Consider the following 19607-nt stretch of genomic DNA (forward strand, 5'->3'; position numbering starts at 1 on the left):
TACAAGTGAAATATCTTGTAATTTTTTTTGTAATAAAATCTTAATAAAAGATCTATTGTGTTTAACACAGTACTGTGCTAATATTAATACATGATAAGCTTAACATAGTATTGGTTGGTGCACAGTAGTTATGTTGTAGCTAATAATTTATTCGTGAAATTGAAAGGAGAAGACATATGAATACCCAGTTTAGAAAAGGTGTACTGGAAATATGTGTCCTGGCTCTAATAAGTAAGAAGGATATGTATGGATATGAAATTGTGCAAAATATATCAAAAGTTATTAATGTTAATGAAGGTACTATCTATCCTATATTAAGAAGACTAACAAAAGATGAATTTTTTGAGGCATATATACTAGAATCCAGTGAGGGTCCAGCTAGAAAGTATTACAAGATAACAACTACGGGCAAAAGTTATTTAAGCAAAATGATTAATGAATGGAATGATTTTGTAAGCGCAGTAAGTTTAATTTTAAATGATCAAGGAGGTATAGACTGTGAATAGAAAAGAATTTTTAGATATTTTAAAGGATTATTTAAAAAAAGATTTTTCAGAAGATGAAATTAGTGACATAATAAGAGACTATGAAGAGTATTTTGTAAATGGAGAAATAGAAGGAAAAAGTGATTTGGACACTATTGCAGCTCTTGGTTCTCCAAAATTAATATCTAGAGACTTAATTAAACAAATTAAAGAAGATGAAAGTAAAAGTAATCAAAAAGAGAAAATAGAAGATATACTTATTAGATATAAAAGGAAAATAAAAGAAAGCTATTTTAAATGTAAAGATTTTTTTGATGAAAAGTTAACACCTAGCTTAAATAATGAAAATTCATTATCAAGTAAAGGAGTAAGGCTGGTTTTAACTTTACTATCTTTAGTATTAATTGTACCAGCTTTTATGGTTATATGTTTTATGGCATCTGTAGCAGGTATGTTATCTTTATCTTTAATTGCTTTTTTTACGGCAATACCACTAATGATAAGTTTTTCTTGGTCTGCACCACAAATAGCATTTTTCTTTATTTTTTTATCCATTGCATTTATAGGATTTCAAATTCTTGCATGGCAAATATTCATATTTATTGTTAAATATATGAAGAAAACTTATAAAATATATAACAATTGGGTTAAAACAAGAAAAATATATATTAATGCAAATGAGTCAAAGAAAAATATAAATAAAGGAGAATATGAAGGAGGTAGAGATGATGAATAAAAAATTATCGATATTTGCTATAGTTTTAATTGTAGTAGGATTAATTGGAACTGTATGGTCAGGTTTTTTCTCTATGCCTTATTTTATAAATAAATTACAAGATTTTGATGAGCAAGTAAATATGGAAAATACAATATATGAAAAAAATATTGACGTAGAGGAATTAAATATAAATACTAATTATGTTAATACAAAAATAGTTAAAAGCAATACAAATAAGATAGTAGTTAAATCTAGAGGACTTTATGAAAATACGGATATACAGGTTAGAGATAATGATAAAATACTGTCAGTTAAAGAAGTAGATAAGAATTTATCTATGAGTAAAATTAAAGGTGTAGATGACTTTACATCTAAGATTTTAGAAAATGTATTTTCTAATCATACGAACATGATAACAATCTATGTACCTAAAGATATTAATTTAAAAGTTATAAGCAAAAGTGGATCATTAACTATTGAAAATGATATATTTTTAAATGAGTTTTCCTTTGAAACATACAGTGGGCATTTATCACTGCCTAATGAAGTTAAAAATTTAAATAAATTGAGTATAAGTTCACAAAATTATGTATCACTTCAACTTGGAGAAATTCTAGGCATAAAAGAAGTGGATATTTATAGCAATGATGTTTATATAGAAAGTGATAAGTATAACTTAGAAGATATTGAAAAGTATTTACCTAATAAAGTTAATATAAAATCTAATAATTTAGATAATATCAATATTAATATAGAGTCCAATTTACCAATAAGTAAAAATCTCACTATAGATGGGTATAAGTCAGAGGTTAATCTTAATCTTCCTCTTGATAGATATAAATTTATATTTGATATAAAAGCCTATGAGAATATTGATCTTAACGAATTTTTACAAAAAGATTTTGATGATGAAAAAGATTATGATTTAAAAGAATTTAAAAAAACTATTAATAAAGACTTAAAAAATGAATACAAAGTAAACATTCAAGCTACAAATATATATTTCAATTAAAAATATTTTTAAACTTAAACAATACAAGTAAAGCCTATTTGTATTGTTTTTTTATATTACAATAAGTAACCACATTACAGGCTTTTCATATAATTATATTAAGTAACATAAGTTTTAGGGCTTATGGAATAAAAACAACAAAAGGAGTTTGACTTATTATGAAAAAAAAGAAGAAACAATCTTGTTCTTGCACTCCTCAAAAAGAAGCTTGTAAACCAGTTGAAACTGTAAAAACTATTAAAAAATGCGAAGTTTGCAAACCTTGTGAAACTGTAGTAGAATGTACACCTATTTCATCTTGTAAACCATGTCATACTGAAAAGAAACCAATAGCTTCTTATGTAGAGTGTCCTTGTGGGGATTATGAGATAACTTGTGTAGATAAATGTGTGGAGCTAGCTAAAAAAGCAGAAGAATTATTTGAAAAAGCTTGCAAATATGAAGTAGATGCGACACAAACATTTAACCAAGCTAAGGAATGTGAAAAGAGTGCTAAATTATTATCACAAAAGGCATGTAATTTACTACAAAATGCAAACAAAAGTGAAAATCAAGCTAGAAATGATGAGTGTAAAGCAAAAGAATTAATGCAAAGAGCACAAGAATTGTGTGAAAAAGCTAAAGCTTTAAATAAAGAAGCAGAATGTATAGAAAGAGAAGCTAAAGATAATTGTGAAAGAGCTAGATGTTTATATGAAAAAGCAGAAACTTATAATGATAAAGCTAAATGTTTATACAATCAAGCATTAAAATATGATGAAAAAGCATTAGAATGTTATAAAACAGCAGGGGATAAGATAAAAGAGTATGAAGGTAAGTCTAAGAAATGTGAAGAAATGCTAGATAAATGTGGTAATAAATTGAAAAACTGTGAAAATAATTGTGTGTCAAATCCATCAGTACAACATAAAATGGATATGGGAACGAATATGCCTTCAATGCCATCTTGTGGATGTAAAAAGCCTTGTAAAAATACTTGTGAAACTATAGTAGAAAAGACATGTAAATGCTACGATGAAATAATTTATGTAGATATGGATAATGATTGTTCTTTTGAAAATTCATGTTCAACTTATGTAAGTCCAATGTATAATATGGCACCAATGCAGTGTATGGGTAACTTTACTAATAAATATCCATCTTTAGATAATTCTAATATGTCTCCTTATACTAATGAATATGATGAAATGTGGATGAATTATTATATGTATATGCAGCAAATGATGCAACAAATGCCTATGCAGCAAATGCCTATGCAGCAAATGCCTTATAAAAAATAGGGTCAATTAAATAGGGGGAGAAGGTAGGGCTTTTAGTTCTACCTTTTTACATAATATAGACATGTTAACTTTATGTAAAATAATAAAAAAAATATGGAAAATTATTCTAAAATTAATATAATCATAATATACTAAAAATATAGTATTAAAGTAAGTTAATCCACGAGGGAGTAATTCCGCAGTATATGCGAGGTAAGTCAACATCTTGGCTGAGAATTCAGTCTGGTTTACCTTAATGAATGAGACTTGTGTATAGATTTTTCTATGCATAGGTCTCATTTTTTATATTTTATAATAAGGAGGAGGTAACAAAATGAGAGAATACTTGGCTAACTACAAAGAAATATTAGATTCATTAGGATCTGGATTTGAAGGAATTAGCGAAGAAGAAAGTAAAATTAGGTTAAAAGAAAATGGATTGAATAAACTTGAGGAGGGTAAGAAAACACCAATAATTATAAAATTTTTAAAAGAATTAACTAATCCTATGACGATTATTCTTATTGTAGCTGCTATAATATCAGGTATAACAGCAGCTTATGCTAATGAATCTTTTACAGATGTCTTTATTATATTTACAGTAGTAATAATCAATGGAATACTTGGAGTATATCAAGAAAATAAATCAGAAAAAGCTATAGAGGCTTTACAAAGTATGACTGCATCAACCTGTAAAGTAATAAGAAATAATAAACAATTAATAATTAAAAGTGAAGAAGTTGTTTTAGGGGATATTGTTTTATTAGAAGCGGGAGATGCAGTACCAGCTGATGGAAGAATTATAGAAAGTGCAAGTTTGAAAATTGAAGAAGCTGCCTTAACAGGAGAATCTGTAGCAGTGACGAAGCATAGTGATACATTGTCATTATCATCTGGTGAAAAAGATATATCTTTAGGAGATAGAAAAAATATGGTCTACATGGGTAGCTCAGTTGTTTATGGCCGTGGGAAAGCTATAATAACAGCTACAGGAATGAATACAGAAATGGGGAAAATAGCTCATGTACTTTCTAATACAAAAGAAAGTCAAACTCCTCTACAAGTTAAACTAAGTCAACTTAGCAAAACGCTTAGTTTTTTAGTCATAGGAATATGTATTTTTATATTTTTATTTACTCTTGGGAAATCCTATCCTAATTTAAGTGGAGAAGTGTTTATAGATACATTTATGGTTGCTGTAAGCTTGGCAGTGGCAGCTATACCAGAAGGTTTAGCTACAGTTGTTACAATAGTATTAGCTATTGGAGTTACAAATATGTCTAAGAAAAGTGCGATTATAAGAAAATTAACAGCAGTAGAAACATTAGGATGTGCTCAAATTATTTGTTCAGACAAAACAGGAACTTTAACTCAAAATAAGATGACAGTAGTTAAACATTATGGAGATGATGAAAAACTTTTAGCAAAATCCATGGCACTTTGTAGCGATGCAGTAGTAGATGAAGAAAGCAAAAAAGCTATAGGGGAACCTACCGAATGTGCTTTAGTAAATTATGCATACAAATTAGGGCTAAATAAAAATGACTTAGTAAAAACTGAAATTCGTGTTAAAGAACTACCTTTTGATTCAAATAGAAAAATGATGACTACAATTCATAAAAATAAAGATAATTATGTACAATATACAAAAGGAGCTCCTGATGTAATATTAAAACGTTGCAATAAGATATTAATAAATAATAAAATAGAAAATTTAAGTGAAGAAATTAGAAACGAAATAATTAAAGAAAATAAAGATATGGCTGATAAAGCTCTTCGAGTTTTATGTTCAGCCATAAGATATTATGAAGAAATTCCAAAAGACATTACTAGTGAAAAACTAGAAAATAATCTTATATTTGTAGGTCTTACAGGAATGATAGACCCAGTAAGAGAAGAAGTAGTAGATGCGATAAAAGAATGTAATAGTGCAGGAATTAGACCTATTATGATTACAGGAGATCATAAAGATACAGCAGTTGCCATAGCCATGGAACTAGGAATAATAAAAGATGGTAGTGAAGCTATAACAGGTGCAATGCTTAATGAAATTAGTGATGAACAGTTTGAAAAGGATATAGAAAAATACTCAGTATATGCTAGAGTTCAACCAGAACACAAGGTTCGAATAGTAAATACATGGAAGAAAAAGGGGAAAATTTCTGCTATGACAGGAGATGGAGTAAATGATGCACCAGCTATAAAAAGCGCGGATATTGGCGTGGGAATGGGTGTAACTGGCACAGATGTTACTAAAAACGTATCGGATATGGTTCTTGCTGATGATAATTTTGCAACTATAGTTCATGCAGTAGAAGAAGGAAGAAGAATTTATGATAATATTAGAAAATCTATACAGTTCTTATTATCATCAAACCTTAGTGAGGTTGTAGCTATATTTTTTGCAACCTTAATAGGTTTTGTAATTTTAAAACCTGTTCATTTATTATGGATTAATTTAATTACTGATTGTTTTCCAGCTCTAGCTCTTGGAACAGAAAAAGCAGAAGATCATATAATGAAAAGATCACCTAGAAATTCAAAAGAGAGTATATTTGCTGGTGGAGTAAGTATTGATATAATATGGCAAGGGTTTATGATAGCCATAATAACTATAGTAGCCTATGTAGTTGGCCACTATATGGAAAGTGGAGTTTGGGAGTTTGTAAACAGTGCAGATGGAATGACAATGGCATTTTTAACTATGTCAATGGCAGAAATATTCCACTCATTTAACCTTAGATCTAGAAGAGGTTCTGTATTTACTATAAAATCTCATAATAAGTTTTTGTGGGGTGCAATGATATTATCACTTTTACTTACTCTTGCAGTTATTTATATACCATTCTTGTCAAATGCTTTTGGACTAGAGAGTATATCAATAATAGAATATGGTGTATCTCTTGTAATATCATTTACAGTGATACCTATAGTAGAAATAGTTAAGTTTTGCCAAAGAAGATATGAATCAAAATAATTAAAAAAAGGAACTGTATTTTACAGTTCCTTTTTTTATTTACAATATATATCAATAACTATTTACTACACCAATATTAAACATTAAAAAATCTTTTTTTTGTGTTGTTTTTGTATATAATTTCTTTTATAAACTAATTATCAGGTATTTTACCATCCATTTATAAAAATATAAGCATCATCACTGATTTTCCCTTTTATAAAAACATTGATTGAATTTTCTAATATTTCAATAGATTTGTCTAGTTGTGCTTTAGTAATAATTAAAGGTGGTTGAATTCTAAGTGTATTTTCCCCTAAAGATATAATTAGAAGACCATTTTTGATGCATTGATAGCATATTTTCTTTGTAGCAAGTTTATCTGGTAAGTCAACACCTATAGATAAGCCTAAACCACGTATATCTCTTATGATGTTGGGATACTTATTTTTTAAGTAGATTAACTTATTCATTAAATATGATCCTTTTTCTTTAGTTTGTTGAATAATATTATCTCGTTCAAATATTTCAATCATTTTTAAGGCTGCAACACATACTGTGGCATTTCCAGAAAGAGTAAAGGCATGAGCAGGAGCGTTTAAACATTCCATAATTTCACTTTCACCAATTACTATTCCTAAAGGTAAACCTCCTCCCAGAGATTTGCCCATAACAATTAAGTCAGGTTCAATATTGAAATGCTCTATAGAAAACCAATAACCACATCTGCCTAAGCTTTGCTGAATCTCATCTACAACAAATAGGATATTATTCTCTTTACATAATTTATATAAATTTTCTACATATCTTTTTGGAGGAACAATAATACCGGAGTCACCAGCAACAGGCTCAAAAAATACTGCAGCTACTTCATCAGCAGGCAAATACATTCGAAAAGCATTTTTTATTTCTTCTAGACACTCTAGCTTACATTCGGATTCCTCTTTACCATAGGGACATTTGATGCATATGGGATAATTAAAATGATAAATGTCCGGTAAAAGAGAGCCTATTTTTTTTCTCATATTTAAGCTTATTGCAGAAATTGAAAGGGATCCATAAGTACTACCATGATAAGCCCCATGAAATGAGATAATTTTATTTCTACCAGTATATCCCTTTGATAACTTTATAGCTGCATCTATAGACTCAGAGCCATTAGTGCTATAAAGAATTTTTTTATTGTTATCTCCAGGAGCTAAATTTATTATTTTTTCTGCAAGAATCACTGGTGGTTCACAAGTAAAATAAGCAATCGTATATTGAGTAATTTTGTCCATTTGATTTTTTACAGCTTGGGTAATTTCCTTATTACCGTGGCCTATGTTAGCAGAAGAAGCACTAGATAGAAAATCTATATATTCATTTCCATCACAGTCATAAAGCAAAGCTCCTTTTCCACTTTTTATAGCTATTGGACAATAAGGTAGTTTTTGAATGCTAGATAAAACTTTCTTTTCTCTCTCGCAAATATCTTTATTAGTAAGATTCATTGTATTTCACCCCCAACAAATTAAAAATCTAGAATGATAATATATTATATAAATCATAATTCGTTATATTTGTAAAAGTCAATAAGATATTAAAACTTCCATATGGATATATGGAAGTTTTATGTGTTAGAAATATAATTTATTTTAAGAGCTCGTTTTCTATTGATGAGTAAATTTTTTTCATCATAGAATTAAATTCATTAGTACTATTCATGTAATTTGTTACAAGAGGATCATTAAAGAAATTTATATATTCTTTATCAAGTTTGGAAACTCTTTTATTTGCATCGTCCATTTTATATCTAGAGTAAATTTGATTTTTTTTATTTAAATATGCATCTAGATGTCTTTTTAAAGACTTATTTCTTTCAAGCTCCTCTTTACATCTATTCATTGTTTTAAACTCTCTAGTACCTTTAATATAATAAGCAAGTTCTTTAGCTTTTTGATTTATATCCATAAAAATATCCTCCTTTAGGCATATATTATATTTTATAAGCTTAAAGTAAGATATAGAATAAATTTTCATTAATATTTAGATTTTTTATTAAATTGAAGTTAAGTCACTTAAAAACATTTCAAACATTACTCCTTGATTCCTATCATTTTCGTACTTAGAAGTATAAGAAACACATTTGTATATAAAATCAGATGCTGTTTTTACTGCAAAATCTAAATCATAATTATTAGTTATAAGTCCGCATATTATTGAAACAAATATATCACCAGTACCACTATAAGAACATTTATTATATTTAAGTTCATATGTAAAAGATTTATTAGTTTTTCTATCATAAGATAAGTTGTAAATCATTTCATTTCTAATTATACCAGTTATAATTACTTTTTCAGGACCTAAATCACTTAAATTTTTAGCTATATTTATTATTTCTTTTTCGCTAAAATCTTTTCTAAACTTTTTATTTAACAATAAACAAGCTTCAGTTATATTAGGTGTGATTAGGTTTGAATGTATAACTAAATTTTTCATTTCTTCGCATGTTTTTTCACTAAATATGGGATACATTACACCATCATCACCAAGGACTGGGTCAACAATTACAAAAGACTGAGGATTTTCCTTAATAAAATTGCTTACAATATCTATTTGATCTATAGAACCCAAAAATCCACTACATATAGTATCTATTTCCAAATTTAAGTTTTTCCAAGTATTTGAGTATTTTTTCATTTCATCAGTCAAATCTAAAAAAGTATATTCACTAAAACCAGTTTGGCTAGATAAAATAGCTGTAGGAAATGGACAGCACTGTACTTTTAAAGCCGATAATATAGGAATTGCTACGGTAAGAGAGCATTTTCCAATACCAGATAAATCATTTATGGCAGCTACTTTTTTTAACATCTATAAACCTCCATTTTAAAACATTAAAATTATCATACAATTTTATATTACTATAAAAAATAAAAAATTGTTAATCTTTTAAAGATTAATTGGAAAATAAAAAGCGTATTAATACAATTTTATCTATAAATTTGCAAATAATCCTAAAATTATTTAGGGTAATTTGGACATACTAAAATTAACTTAAAAATTGATGTACTTTTTATTGGGAGGTGTAGTGCTTGAAGGTAGCCAAAAATAAGTATATTAAGTATATGTTATTTACGTTATCCTTGGTTTTATTTATGTCATTATTTTTTAACTATAAGAATAATAGTTTATGCAAAGAAGAAGCATTAATTAAAGAAGCTTATAATAATGATGAGCACCCAAAGGAAATAAGTGAACAGTATACTGTACTTTTGGAAAATTTATTTGATTATAGAAACAAAGCAATTTTAGAAAAAAATGAAGATATATTAAAAGGACTTTATGATACTGATATAAAGTTTGGACTTTGGGCATATGAGCAAGAAGTGAAAAAGATGAAGTACTTAGAAAATTGGTCAAGTAAACAAGGAGTAAATTTTAACAATATAAAAACAAAAGTTAAAATAAAAAAAATGAAAGAAAGAGAAAAAAATTTATATGGCATTATTTGTGATGTATCTACAGAATATAAATATTCTTATGAAAATGAACCTGATAAAACAAATATGTTTAGAATAGGTACATATCACTACCTTCATGTAAAAATAAAAGATGGCAATTATATAATTGTAAAGGAATGGTACACAGATCCATTTGCTGACTCTTTAAACTTAGAAAACATTAAATCTGAGGATATAAAAAATTACATTATAAATCATGAAGAAATTCATCCTGAATTGACGAAAGAACAAAAAAAAGCTATAGAATATGCACATAGATACTGTGGGGCAGCAGCTGATGAAGAGTTTGGATTAAAGTTTAATACAAAATATCGTGATTTTAATGGTGATGGTGGAGATTGCGCCAATTTTGCATCTCAAATAATGTATGAGAGTGGTAAATTTAAAAAAAATGGAATTTGGAATTATGACAATGGTAGTGCAACAAAAGCTTGGGTAAATGCACAGGGATTTAAAAACTATATAATAAACAGCGGAAGAGGAAGTTATATTTCTAAAGGAAGCTATGAAGAAGTATATAGACAGTCTTATAACTTAAGACCTGGAGATTTCGTTGGATATGAAAAAAAAGGGAGAATAACTCATGTGTCAACTGTTACAGGATTTGACTCAAAAGGATATCCTTTGGTAACTTGCCACAATACAGACAGGCTACTAGTTCCATGGGATTTAGGATGGAGTGATAAAGCTATTAAATTTCATTTAATTAAAGTTAATTACTAAGTAATATAATTATATAATAAAAAAATTATAAGGACAGTATAGAAACAAATAAGATTGACAAAACTATGTATATATGTTAAAATAAAGGTAAAGTTGCATTTTTAAGCAGCTAAATTAAAGTGTGTTTTTAGGAGGATTTAATTAAATGAAAACTGGTGTAGTAAAATGGTTTAACAATGAAAAAGGATTTGGATTTATATCTGTAGAAGGTGAAGGAGATGTTTTCGTACACTTTTCAGCTATACAAGGTGATGGATACAAGTCATTAGAAGAAGGACAAAATGTAGAATTCGACGTAGTTGAAGGTGCAAAAGGTCCTCAAGCTGCTAACGTAGTAAGAATATAATTAAAATTCATATATATTAGTATTAATTAGTAACAAAATATTAGTAATATCTAGTCATATGTGAAAGAAAAGCCACCTATTAAAGTGGCTTTTTTTTGAGGTTAAATTTTTTTAACTAATTTATTATTATCTATTAAAGTAAAGTTCTCTTTATTTATTAATAAATCATACAACTCACTATCATTGTATTTAAAAAATTTATTTAAACACTCTTCCAAATCATCTTCTAGTTTATCAAACTCATCGTAGTAAGAAAGGTCAATAGCAAAAGATTCCATTTCTTCTCTTATTTTAACCATATCTACAAATGATAAAGCATAAGAAAAATCTAGCTTTTTACTTAAAATCATTTCTTTTACAGTATTCACTAAATTATTACTTTTATAAGGTATAATAATAACATTATCATTTTTAAAAACTTCAATTTTATTAATTAAATTGCTATATATGATATGAAGATTTTCATTTACATAATTATAAAAGTCTTTACAACTAAATTTATTGTTCAAATCTTCAATAAATGTTTCATTAGTAAAGTCTTTCCAAAGTACAGTAGAAAAACTATTATGAGTATAAACTTTTAATTGTTTACCATCTTCATCATAAAGTAGAGGATAAGTAAGATTATGTTCTTTTGAAATAGTTTTTCTTAAAAGATATCCTTTAAATCCTTCTGGTATTAAATTTATAATATAATCATCTAAATCGCTACCCAAATAAACTTCCTTTGAGTTTAATAAAGACTTAATTTCATTTAAATTCATGTTTTTTAATTTAGATAAGTCTTCCTTTATAAGTATTTGATAAATTTTTTCATTGTATATTTTGTATAAGTAATTCCTTAATTCTAATTGATAATTCATTTTATTCCTCCAAAAAAGTTAGTAGTATATTTATACCCTTTAAATTGAAATTCAAAATATAAATTTTAATTATGAGGCAAATATGATAAAATTAATATTAAGGGAAATACTTTTATAATTAGCTAGTTAATTTTGGAGGTGTAATGTTAATGAATATATTGTTTTTCTTAACACCAAAAAGTGAAGTGGCTTTTATTTATGAAGACTATACATTGAGACAAACTCTAGAAAAGATGGAGTATCATAAATATTCATCTATACCTATATTGACTCGTGAAGGGAAATATGTAGGAACTATAACAGAAGGCGACTTGTTGTGGACACTAAAAGATAATTTTCAAGAGAAGACACTTGATTTTAAAGCATTGGAAGATATGCCAATTAGTACAATAAAAAGAAGAAAGGACAATACGCCGGTATGTGTGGAAGCAAATATTGAGGACCTAATATCAAAGGCTAGAAATCAAAATTTTGTTCCGGTAATTGATGACCATGAGACTTTTATTGGAATAATAAAACGAAAAGAGATTATTGAATATTGTTACGATAAAATACATAAAACTGTAAAAATATAAAAATAGTTTTAGAAAATAGATAAATTCTAATGGGATTTATCTATTTTTTTATTTGAATATAAATTAAAATTTTTTAACTTAGTTACTAGAATATCTAAATGCAAAGATACATATATTTATACAAGTTTGAGTGAGAGTAACTAGGGGGATAAAAATATGAGATACTATAATAAATCAACTAATGAAAGCTTAAAATATTTAAAGGTAAGCAAAGAAACTGGATTAAGTAGTAATGACGTAGAATTAAGACGAAATACTTATGGTTATAATGAGTTCAAAGCTAAAGAAAGAAAGCCTTTGTATGAAGTTATAAGTGAGAGTGTTATGGAACCTATGATACTTATTTTGCTAACAGCAGCTGTAATAAGTGCATTTATAGGAGAAATACATGATGCCATTGGAATTTTTATAGCAGTCTTATTAGGGTTATCTATAGGAGCTGTAACGGAAAATAAATCAAAAAAAGCAGCTGAATCTCTATCTAAATTAACTGAAAATATAGAAGTAAAAGTATTAAGAGAAGGAAATATTCATCAGATTTCTAAGAAAGACTTAGTACCTGGAGATATAGTTTATATAGAAAGTGGGAATATGATACCAGCAGATGGAAGGTTAATAGAGTCTATAAATTTAAAGTTAAGAGAGGACATGCTTACAGGAGAATCGGCAGATGTTGCTAAGAGTGAAGATGAAATAGTAGAAATGGAAGTTGTTTATGGAAAAACTGAAATAATAGAACAAGAGACAATACCAGCAAAACAAATAAACATGGTGTTTGGAGGAACATTTGTAGCTTATGGAAGAGGTACAATGCTTGTAACTGCCACTGGTGATAAGACTGAGATGGGTAAGATAGCTGAAAATATAAGTGATGATAGTGTACAAACTCCACTTCAAATAAAACTTGGTAAATTAGGAGCTAATATTGCAGTTATTTCAGGTGTTATATCATTTTTATTATGTATATATATGATTACGAAAATGAGTATAAATGGACAAATAAGTTTAAATAATTCAGGATTTATTCCATTTTTACAATCATTAGAGCCTGCTAAGGACATATATATGGTGTGCATAGCCTTGATTGTAGCTACTGTTCCAGAAGGTTTACCAACTATGGTTAATATTACTCTAGCTATTACTATGCAAAAGATGGCTAAAATAAATGCACTCGTAACTAAAAAGGAAGCATGTGAAACTATTGGGTGTGTATCTGTAATTTGTTCAGACAAAACGGGAACTTTAACTAAAAATAAGATGGTTGTTGAGGTTGCCTATATTGATGGAAAGTATATAAGTAGCAAAGGACATAGGAGTTATAGTTATTTTGAAGAAAACTGTATAGTAAATTCAACAGCTGATATAGAAAAAGTGGACAAGTCTTACAAGTATATAGGAAGTGCAACAGAATGTGCTCTGCTTTTATATCATATTGACAAAGACTATAAGAGTTTTAGAAAAAATACTAATTTATTATCTCAAGTGCCTTTTAGCTCAGAGAAAAAAAGAATGTCTTCTTTAATTGATATAGAAAATAAGGGAATATTTCTAAGCAAAGGGGCTCCAGAAGTTTTAATAAAAAAATGTGATTATTTACAAAAAGGAAAAGATATTGTGACAATGACGCCTCAAATGAAAAAACATTTATTAAGTGAAATTAAAAAACTTCAAAATAAATCAATGAGAACTTTAGGGTTCGCTTATAAAAATATAGATAGAGCCTCTATGGAAGTTGCTGCAACATTTGAAGATATACAATATCTTAATGAATATACAGAGCTGTATGAAAATGACAGTGATTTAATATTTAGTGGATTTGTGGGAATTGTGGATCCTTTGAGAGAGGGAGTAAAAGAATCTATTGAAACAGCTTATAACGCAGGTGTTACAGTTAAAATGCTTACAGGTGATAATATTAATACAGCGATAGCCATAGGAAAGGAAATAGGATTATTAGATGGGAATAAAAAAGCTGTTGAAGCTACATATATTGATATATTGTCAGATGAAGAATTAAGAAAAGAAATTAATGAAATATCTATAGTTGCTCGTTCAAAACCTGACACAAAGATGAGAGTTGTACAAGCATTACAAAAGAATATGGAGGTTGTAGCTGTTACAGGTGATGGAATAAATGATGCACCAGCATTAAGTAAAGCAGATGTAGGAATTGCAATGGGAATATCAGGAACTGAAGTTTCAAAAAACGCATCGGATATAATTTTAACAGATGATAGCTTTAGTACTATAGTTGATGGGATAAAATGGGGAAGAGGAATATATGAAAACTTCCAAAGATTTATACAGTTTCAACTTACAGTAAATATAGTTGCCTTTGTTACAGCTATAATATCACAAGTTTTAGGAGAAGAAATGCCTTTTACGACAATACAATTATTATGGGTGAATATAATTATGGATGGACCTCCAGCGCTAGCTTTAGGATTAGAGCCTGTAAGAGATTATGTTCTTAAAAGAAATCCAATAAGAAGAAATGCTGGTATTATAGCAAGAAGTATGTGTATTAATATATTTATTAATGCATTGCTTATAGTATCTATAGTTCAATTACAAGAGTACTTTAACATACTAAATGCTACACCAACTGAACAAGGAACTGTTATATTTTCTTTATTTGCATTTAGTGCATTGTTTAATGCGCTAAACTGCAGAGAGTTTGGACTAAATAGCACAATACCAAATTTTTTTGAAAACAAATTAGCTCTTGAAGTGATATTTCTTACAGCAGTAGCTCAGATATTGTTTACACAAATATTTAGAGAATTTTTTAGTTCAGTTCCGTTAAGTGTACTTATGTGGTGTAAAATAATTTTATTGTCTTCCATGGTACTTATTTTAAATGAAATTGTTAAACTAGCCCTTAGAATAGTAAGGAAACAAAGAAATCTTTTATTTAGGAGATAATAAAAATTCTATTTAGATAAATTAATAAAAGTTTTCACATACAAAAGTACAAAAGAATTTGAAATAATATACAAAAAATAGCATATAATGGTAAATTATGTATACACCCTTATTTTATGATGATATAATTGACTTTAAGGGGGGGTGTTGATTTTATGAAAGAAGATACTTTGAACTTTAATAAAATTGGCCTGAAGCTAAATAAGATTGACATGGACATATTAAGGCTATTGGCAAACGATTGTAGAATTTCTTACGCAGAAATAGCAAGAGAAGTACATCTATCTCGTATGGCTGTAAGAGAGCGAGTTATGAAAATGACAGAAGAGGGAATAATTGAAAAATTTACAGTACAGGTTAACTCACCTAAAGTAGGACTTAATACAGCTGTATTTTTACAAATATCTGCAACACCAAGTGAAATTGATTTTGTTGCAAATGAACTTTGCAAGCATCCGCAAATAGAATCAGTATGTGCTACAACGGGGAAGAACGAATTGCATGTTCATGGATATGTGAAAGATTTTCAAGAACTAAACAATTTTATATTTGAGGAAGTTTACAAAATTAAAGGTGTGACAGAAGTTAATTTTAACTTAATAACTAAAAAATATAAAAGTAATGGAATATTTATATAATTAAAAACAGCTCTTAGATGATCTAAGAGCTGTTTTATTAATTATTTATTCATATATTCAACTGCATTAGGTAATGAAGACTTAACTTCATTTAGTTTTTGTTGATAAACTTCACCTTGTTTTTGGTATAATAAAGTTTTTCCTACTTCTTCAGCAACTTCATCATATTCAGGAAGAATACTTTCTTTTCTATCTTCTAATTTGATTAAGTGATATCCGAATTGAGTTTTAACAGGTCCACTTACTTCACCTTTATTCATATTGAATACAGCTTCCTCAAATTCTGGAACCATTTGTCCTCTTCCAAAAGAACCTAAATCTCCACCAGCATCCTTTGATGGGCAAGAAGAATGCTCTTTAGCAGCATCTTCGAATGATACTTCACCAGTATTTATTTTACCTAATATATCATTAGCTTTTTCTTCGCTATCAACTAATATATGCTTAGCTGAAGCAGTTTCTGGTTTAGAGAAGTTTTGCTTTTGAGCTTCAAAGAAAGCTCTTTTTTCTTCTTCAGTTAATTTAACGCTAGTTAATATTTTGTTTATAACGTATTGTTTTAATACATTTTCTTCTACTCTTTTCATTTCGTTTCTGAATTCTTCATCTTGGTCTATTTTGTTGTCTTTTGCATATATGTATAATAATTCTTGATTTATTAAATCATCTAATACATATTTTTGACCTTCTTCAGTTTGAAATTGTTGTGCTTGGTAAGGATCTAGTCCTTGGATTGCACTTTGAACGTCTAAGTTAGATATTTCTTTTTCTCCAACTTTAGCTAATATTTTCTTTTCCATATTATTAGTTACTCCTTTATACCCTTAAAATTTTATAATAGCTTTCAGTATAAATAATACCAAAAAATATATACTATGTCTAATATTTCCTTATATTAATGTATGGTAATTAATAGCATATGCTTATGACTAACAATAACACTGAACTAATCATACCTACTACACATTCTTCTATTTTGTGATTATAAACATTTTTAAAAGAAATATAGAAGTAGATAAAAATAGATAATAATTTCAACCACATTAATGTTATATTAGTAGGATATAGCAAAAATGATGCTAATGTTAATATAAAAGCTACTAATGTGGAAATTCTATAGTATATTATTATATTATCTAAAAGTTTATATTTTATTTGTAAAATTCCAATATTTATTATGTATATTATAGCCAAAATAGTAAAGATTAAAAGAGAATTTTTCTCCACATAAATATTTGGAATGAAAATCCATTTATATATTATTATGGGCCAGAAAATAAGAGTTAGGCCTCTAAAACCCATTTCTAAATAATATTCTTTTTTCAAATTTATACTCCTTTCACATGAGTAATATTTTACTATTACTATTTACCTCAATTTTGCTTCTTAAACATTAAATTTTATTAAGATAAATAATTATAATATCATTATAGCATTTTTTTTATCATAAATTATTATGGGGGTGAAGAAAATGTATAGATATTATACTCATGGTGTTTGTTCAAAATCTATTTTATTAAATATAAAAGATGATATTTTATTAGATGTAGTATTTGATGGAGGATGCGATGGTTCATTAATAGCTTTAAAACATTTTGTTGAGGGAAGACATATTGATGAGATAATTGATCAACTTGAATATATACCTTGTAGAAATAAAAATACATCTTGTCCAGATCAGCTTGCAAAAGCGCTTAAAATCTACAGAGACTATGTGCTTAATAAAGATTAAACAAATAATAAAAAACTTCTACTAAAAATAGTAGAAGTTTTTTATATGTATTAATTATTAATTAATATTATTGCTTTGTAACTAATATAGCTATTTTGTAATCTGGATTGTAGCTTATTTGTACAAGTTGATTTTTCTTAATGTTCTCTAAATCTTCTCCACCATAGGCTATTTGTAATTTAACAGGCATTTTACCTTGTTTTATGATTGCAACATATTCTTTTTTACCTTTTTTCTCAACTTTTATTAAGTTACCAACATAAGGTTTAAAAGCTTGATACTTTTTACTAGCGTTTCTCATATAGAAGAAAGTACCAATTGCTATTGCTATGTTTATTGCAAAAGCATACCAACCATTAATTCTTAGTGCAGCAAATGCTATAATAACTACAACCATAGCAACTATTGGAAGTATAGCTTTTTTTAAAAGGATTTTCCCCATTATTTCGTTGGCTCTTTTTTCTGGGCCGGTCATCGTCTTAGATCTTGCAAATGATTCGGCAAATTTTTGTCTTATGCTCATTTCAATCCTCCTGTTTCCTTAATAGAATTTAATCTATTTATCTTTGATACTTGAAACAAATATTATATTTATATTATTAACAAAATATCTATTAAAATTTATATTCAAGATTATCAAAATATAATAACTATTTTAACATAAAAAGTATAAAAAGAAAATAAATGAGATGGGAAAAGATTTTTTAAAACAATAATAATTATATTGAATTAAAAATGATTTGAAAACTAATTGATGTAACTATGATAGTATTAACTATATATAACTATTTTATGTAGGTAAAAAAGGGGAGATGATGACGAAAAATTTTTCATCATCATCAGAGATATTAAAATACATATCACTAAGATTATCTTTACATTAATTATAAATAAGTAATTAGAATTTAATGTAAATTTATTATGAAAAAATAAAGGGTATTTGTTATGAAAAAAATTGATTTAAATTCAATTTGGAAAGAGCGACAAAACTACTTTAAAAATAAAAAATTATCATCTTAAAAATCTGCAATAAAAGCAATAGTAAGTGATTTTGATATGAATGTGGATGAATAGTATTGTTAGAGTTACTTCAGGGCTTTTTGGAGGCTTAGGAGGGCGTGGATGCATCTATGGAACCTTATGCGTAGCAAATATATCTACGGGTTTATTGTTTGATAGAAGTGAAGGAAATTACTAAGGGGTTAGATCCAGAAAGTGAAGAAAAATTGAATAAATGCTGTACTATCATTGGGGAAGTTGATAAGGGTACAGCAAAAACAATAGCCTATGAATCTAATGATAATTTGGATTTTAGTTATATTTTATAAATAAATAATTATGACTATTTATTTGTAAAATGGGAATTAAAGAAAATATTTTAATTATTTTATATTTGTGTATAATATATAATTATGATTAAAAATTAATATTAAGGAGTGTCATCAAATGGAAGAATTATATAAAATGATAGAAGATAAAATATATGCATCAGGATATAAAGGAACAATAAGTGGGGAAGAAATTTATGATGAAATATGTGATGAAATAGAAGATAAAGAAGAAGGTAGTTACATATTTATGAGTAAAAAAGAAGATGATGTAATATATGAGTACAAAATAGATGTAATGGAAGAACAATTTAATTTATCTTATTTAGATATAAAAGCAGATGGAAAGACATATCATGTAGACTTTGATAATTAACAAAAAGGTTACAAAATAAAATGTAAAAGTTACAACATAGTGAAAATTATGTTGTATTTTTTTGTGAAAAAACATGTATATTTCAACAAATTTAGGGGCAAAATAATAAATTTACATTAAATAACAGTTAAAAATCTAATGAAATGATGCTAGAATACTAAT

At 27.3% G+C, this 19607-nt stretch carries 21 protein-coding genes; 14 read left to right on the top strand and 7 right to left on the bottom strand.

Annotated features, from left to right (window positions below; all coding sequences use genetic code 11):
- The first annotated feature begins 176 nt into the window (after positions 1-176).
- The 5 genes from JW646_RS15330 (at position 177) to JW646_RS15350 (ending at position 6451) form a co-directional block, all read left to right on the top strand.
- The gene (locus JW646_RS15330; protein WP_206923967.1) at positions 177-506 is read left to right on the top strand and encodes a PadR family transcriptional regulator; all 330 of its coding nucleotides are present in this window, start codon (positions 177-179) and stop codon (positions 504-506) included.
- A complete protein-coding gene (locus JW646_RS15335; protein WP_148556367.1) occupies positions 499-1221 on the top strand; it encodes a DUF1700 domain-containing protein in 723 nt (240 codons plus the stop codon). Before JW646_RS15330 ends, JW646_RS15335 begins: the two co-directional genes overlap by 8 nt.
- Entirely contained in the window at positions 1211-2215 is a 1005-nt protein-coding gene (locus JW646_RS15340) for a DUF4097 domain-containing protein (RefSeq protein WP_228415579.1), read from the top strand. Before JW646_RS15335 ends, JW646_RS15340 begins: the two co-directional genes overlap by 11 nt.
- A gap of 158 nt (positions 2216-2373) precedes the next feature.
- On the top strand, positions 2374-3495 hold the full coding sequence (locus tag JW646_RS15345) for a hypothetical protein (protein WP_228415580.1): 1122 nt from the start codon (positions 2374-2376) through the stop codon (positions 3493-3495).
- 313 nt (positions 3496-3808) lie between these two features.
- On the top strand, positions 3809-6451 hold the full coding sequence (locus tag JW646_RS15350) for a calcium-translocating P-type ATPase, PMCA-type (RefSeq protein ID WP_228415581.1): 2643 nt from the start codon (positions 3809-3811) through the stop codon (positions 6449-6451).
- Positions 6452-6600: 149 nt separating this feature from the next.
- Here the strand turns inward: JW646_RS15350 and JW646_RS15355 are convergent, their stop codons facing one another.
- From JW646_RS15355 to JW646_RS15365, 3 genes are all read right to left on the bottom strand, one after another.
- Positions 6601-7923, bottom strand: a complete 1323-nt coding sequence (locus JW646_RS15355; protein ID WP_228415582.1) for an aminotransferase class III-fold pyridoxal phosphate-dependent enzyme — start codon at positions 7921-7923, stop codon at positions 6601-6603.
- Positions 7924-8062: 139 nt separating this feature from the next.
- Entirely contained in the window at positions 8063-8383 is a 321-nt protein-coding gene (locus JW646_RS15360; protein WP_148556372.1) for a YlbF family regulator, read from the bottom strand.
- Positions 8384-8470: 87 nt separating this feature from the next.
- Positions 8471-9289: a pyridoxamine kinase gene (locus JW646_RS15365; RefSeq protein ID WP_228415583.1), complete on the bottom strand. Its 819-nt coding sequence runs from the start codon at positions 9287-9289 to the stop codon at positions 8471-8473.
- Positions 9290-9510: 221 nt separating this feature from the next.
- Between JW646_RS15365 and JW646_RS15370 the strand changes: the two genes are divergently transcribed.
- Together JW646_RS15370 and JW646_RS15375 are read left to right on the top strand one after the other, a co-directional pair.
- Complete coding sequence (locus JW646_RS15370; RefSeq protein WP_148556374.1) at positions 9511-10662, top strand: amidase domain-containing protein; 1152 nt, start codon at positions 9511-9513, stop codon at positions 10660-10662.
- Between the two features lie 145 nt (positions 10663-10807).
- The gene (locus JW646_RS15375; RefSeq protein ID WP_018589602.1) at positions 10808-11008 is read left to right on the top strand and encodes a cold-shock protein; all 201 of its coding nucleotides are present in this window, start codon (positions 10808-10810) and stop codon (positions 11006-11008) included.
- Positions 11009-11109: 101 nt separating this feature from the next.
- Here JW646_RS15375 and JW646_RS15380 read toward each other — a convergent pair whose 3' ends face one another.
- Positions 11110-11871 carry a hypothetical protein gene (locus JW646_RS15380; protein WP_148556375.1) on the bottom strand — a complete coding sequence of 254 codons (762 nt, stop codon included), beginning with the start codon at positions 11869-11871 and terminating at the stop codon, positions 11110-11112.
- A gap of 149 nt (positions 11872-12020) precedes the next feature.
- On the opposite strand from JW646_RS15380, the gene JW646_RS15385 reads away from it, so the two are divergent.
- The 3 genes from JW646_RS15385 (at position 12021) to JW646_RS15395 (ending at position 16009) form a co-directional block, all read left to right on the top strand.
- Positions 12021-12446, top strand: coding sequence for a CBS domain-containing protein (locus JW646_RS15385; RefSeq protein ID WP_074915650.1), 426 nt, complete (start codon positions 12021-12023; stop codon positions 12444-12446).
- Positions 12447-12602: 156 nt separating this feature from the next.
- Entirely contained in the window at positions 12603-15371 is a 2769-nt protein-coding gene (locus JW646_RS15390; RefSeq protein WP_228415584.1) for a calcium-translocating P-type ATPase, PMCA-type, read from the top strand.
- 155 nt (positions 15372-15526) lie between these two features.
- On the top strand, positions 15527-16009 hold the full coding sequence (locus tag JW646_RS15395; RefSeq protein WP_083399257.1) for an Lrp/AsnC family transcriptional regulator: 483 nt from the start codon (positions 15527-15529) through the stop codon (positions 16007-16009).
- 41 nt (positions 16010-16050) lie between these two features.
- Here the strand turns inward: JW646_RS15395 and JW646_RS15400 are convergent, their stop codons facing one another.
- Positions 16051-16809 (bottom strand): peptidylprolyl isomerase, encoded by a 759-nt coding sequence (locus JW646_RS15400; RefSeq protein ID WP_148556377.1) that lies wholly within the window; start codon positions 16807-16809, stop codon positions 16051-16053.
- Between the two features lie 109 nt (positions 16810-16918).
- A complete protein-coding gene (locus JW646_RS15405; protein WP_074915656.1) occupies positions 16919-17335 on the bottom strand; it encodes a hypothetical protein in 417 nt (138 codons plus the stop codon).
- 145 nt (positions 17336-17480) lie between these two features.
- Between JW646_RS15405 and JW646_RS15410 the strand changes: the two genes are divergently transcribed.
- A complete protein-coding gene (locus JW646_RS15410) occupies positions 17481-17741 on the top strand; it encodes a TIGR03905 family TSCPD domain-containing protein (RefSeq protein ID WP_074915658.1) in 261 nt (86 codons plus the stop codon).
- A gap of 67 nt (positions 17742-17808) precedes the next feature.
- Here JW646_RS15410 and JW646_RS15415 read toward each other — a convergent pair whose 3' ends face one another.
- Positions 17809-18264 (bottom strand): hypothetical protein, encoded by a 456-nt coding sequence (locus JW646_RS15415; RefSeq protein ID WP_018589594.1) that lies wholly within the window; start codon positions 18262-18264, stop codon positions 17809-17811.
- A 543-nt stretch (positions 18265-18807) separates the two neighbouring features.
- Here JW646_RS15415 and JW646_RS20145 point away from each other — a divergent pair.
- The 3 genes from JW646_RS20145 to JW646_RS15425 all read left to right on the top strand — a co-directional run bounded on the left by JW646_RS20145 (position 18808) and on the right by JW646_RS15425 (position 19445).
- Positions 18808-18939 carry a hypothetical protein gene (locus JW646_RS20145; RefSeq protein WP_255701425.1) on the top strand — a complete coding sequence of 44 codons (132 nt, stop codon included), beginning with the start codon at positions 18808-18810 and terminating at the stop codon, positions 18937-18939.
- Positions 18914-19069, top strand: a complete 156-nt coding sequence (locus JW646_RS15420) for a hypothetical protein (protein ID WP_228415585.1) — start codon at positions 18914-18916, stop codon at positions 19067-19069. Before JW646_RS20145 ends, JW646_RS15420 begins: the two co-directional genes overlap by 26 nt.
- Before the next feature lie 118 nt (positions 19070-19187).
- A complete protein-coding gene (locus JW646_RS15425) occupies positions 19188-19445 on the top strand; it encodes a hypothetical protein (RefSeq protein WP_074915660.1) in 258 nt (85 codons plus the stop codon).
- The last annotated feature ends 162 nt before the right edge of the window (positions 19446-19607 follow it).

It is taken from the genome of Terrisporobacter hibernicus, assembly GCF_020809405.1.
GTDB lineage: Bacteria > Bacillota > Clostridia > Peptostreptococcales > Peptostreptococcaceae > Terrisporobacter > Terrisporobacter petrolearius.

Coding starts and splice junctions, on each gene's coding strand:
- JW646_RS15385 (WP_074915650.1), top strand. CDS start 12,021: ATGAATATATTGTTTTTCTTAACACCAAAAAGTGAAGTGGCTTTTATT.
- JW646_RS15395 (WP_083399257.1), top strand. CDS start 15,527: ATGAAAGAAGATACTTTGAACTTTAATAAAATTGGCCTGAAGCTAAAT.
- JW646_RS15355 (WP_228415582.1), bottom strand. CDS start 7,923: ATGAATCTTACTAATAAAGATATTTGCGAGAGAGAAAAGAAAGTTTTA.
- JW646_RS15365 (WP_228415583.1), bottom strand. CDS start 9,289: ATGTTAAAAAAAGTAGCTGCCATAAATGATTTATCTGGTATTGGAAAA.
- JW646_RS15330 (WP_206923967.1), top strand. CDS start 177: ATGAATACCCAGTTTAGAAAAGGTGTACTGGAAATATGTGTCCTGGCT.
- JW646_RS15350 (WP_228415581.1), top strand. CDS start 3,809: ATGAGAGAATACTTGGCTAACTACAAAGAAATATTAGATTCATTAGGA.
- JW646_RS15340 (WP_228415579.1), top strand. CDS start 1,211: ATGATGAATAAAAAATTATCGATATTTGCTATAGTTTTAATTGTAGTA.
- JW646_RS15380 (WP_148556375.1), bottom strand. CDS start 11,871: ATGAATTATCAATTAGAATTAAGGAATTACTTATACAAAATATACAAT.
- JW646_RS15390 (WP_228415584.1), top strand. CDS start 12,603: ATGAGATACTATAATAAATCAACTAATGAAAGCTTAAAATATTTAAAG.
- JW646_RS15410 (WP_074915658.1), top strand. CDS start 17,481: ATGTATAGATATTATACTCATGGTGTTTGTTCAAAATCTATTTTATTA.
- JW646_RS15345 (WP_228415580.1), top strand. CDS start 2,374: ATGAAAAAAAAGAAGAAACAATCTTGTTCTTGCACTCCTCAAAAAGAA.
- JW646_RS15400 (WP_148556377.1), bottom strand. CDS start 16,809: ATGGAAAAGAAAATATTAGCTAAAGTTGGAGAAAAAGAAATATCTAAC.
- JW646_RS15360 (WP_148556372.1), bottom strand. CDS start 8,383: ATGGATATAAATCAAAAAGCTAAAGAACTTGCTTATTATATTAAAGGT.
- JW646_RS15425 (WP_074915660.1), top strand. CDS start 19,188: ATGGAAGAATTATATAAAATGATAGAAGATAAAATATATGCATCAGGA.
- JW646_RS20145 (WP_255701425.1), top strand. CDS start 18,808: ATGAATAGTATTGTTAGAGTTACTTCAGGGCTTTTTGGAGGCTTAGGA.
- JW646_RS15375 (WP_018589602.1), top strand. CDS start 10,808: ATGAAAACTGGTGTAGTAAAATGGTTTAACAATGAAAAAGGATTTGGA.
- JW646_RS15415 (WP_018589594.1), bottom strand. CDS start 18,264: ATGAGCATAAGACAAAAATTTGCCGAATCATTTGCAAGATCTAAGACG.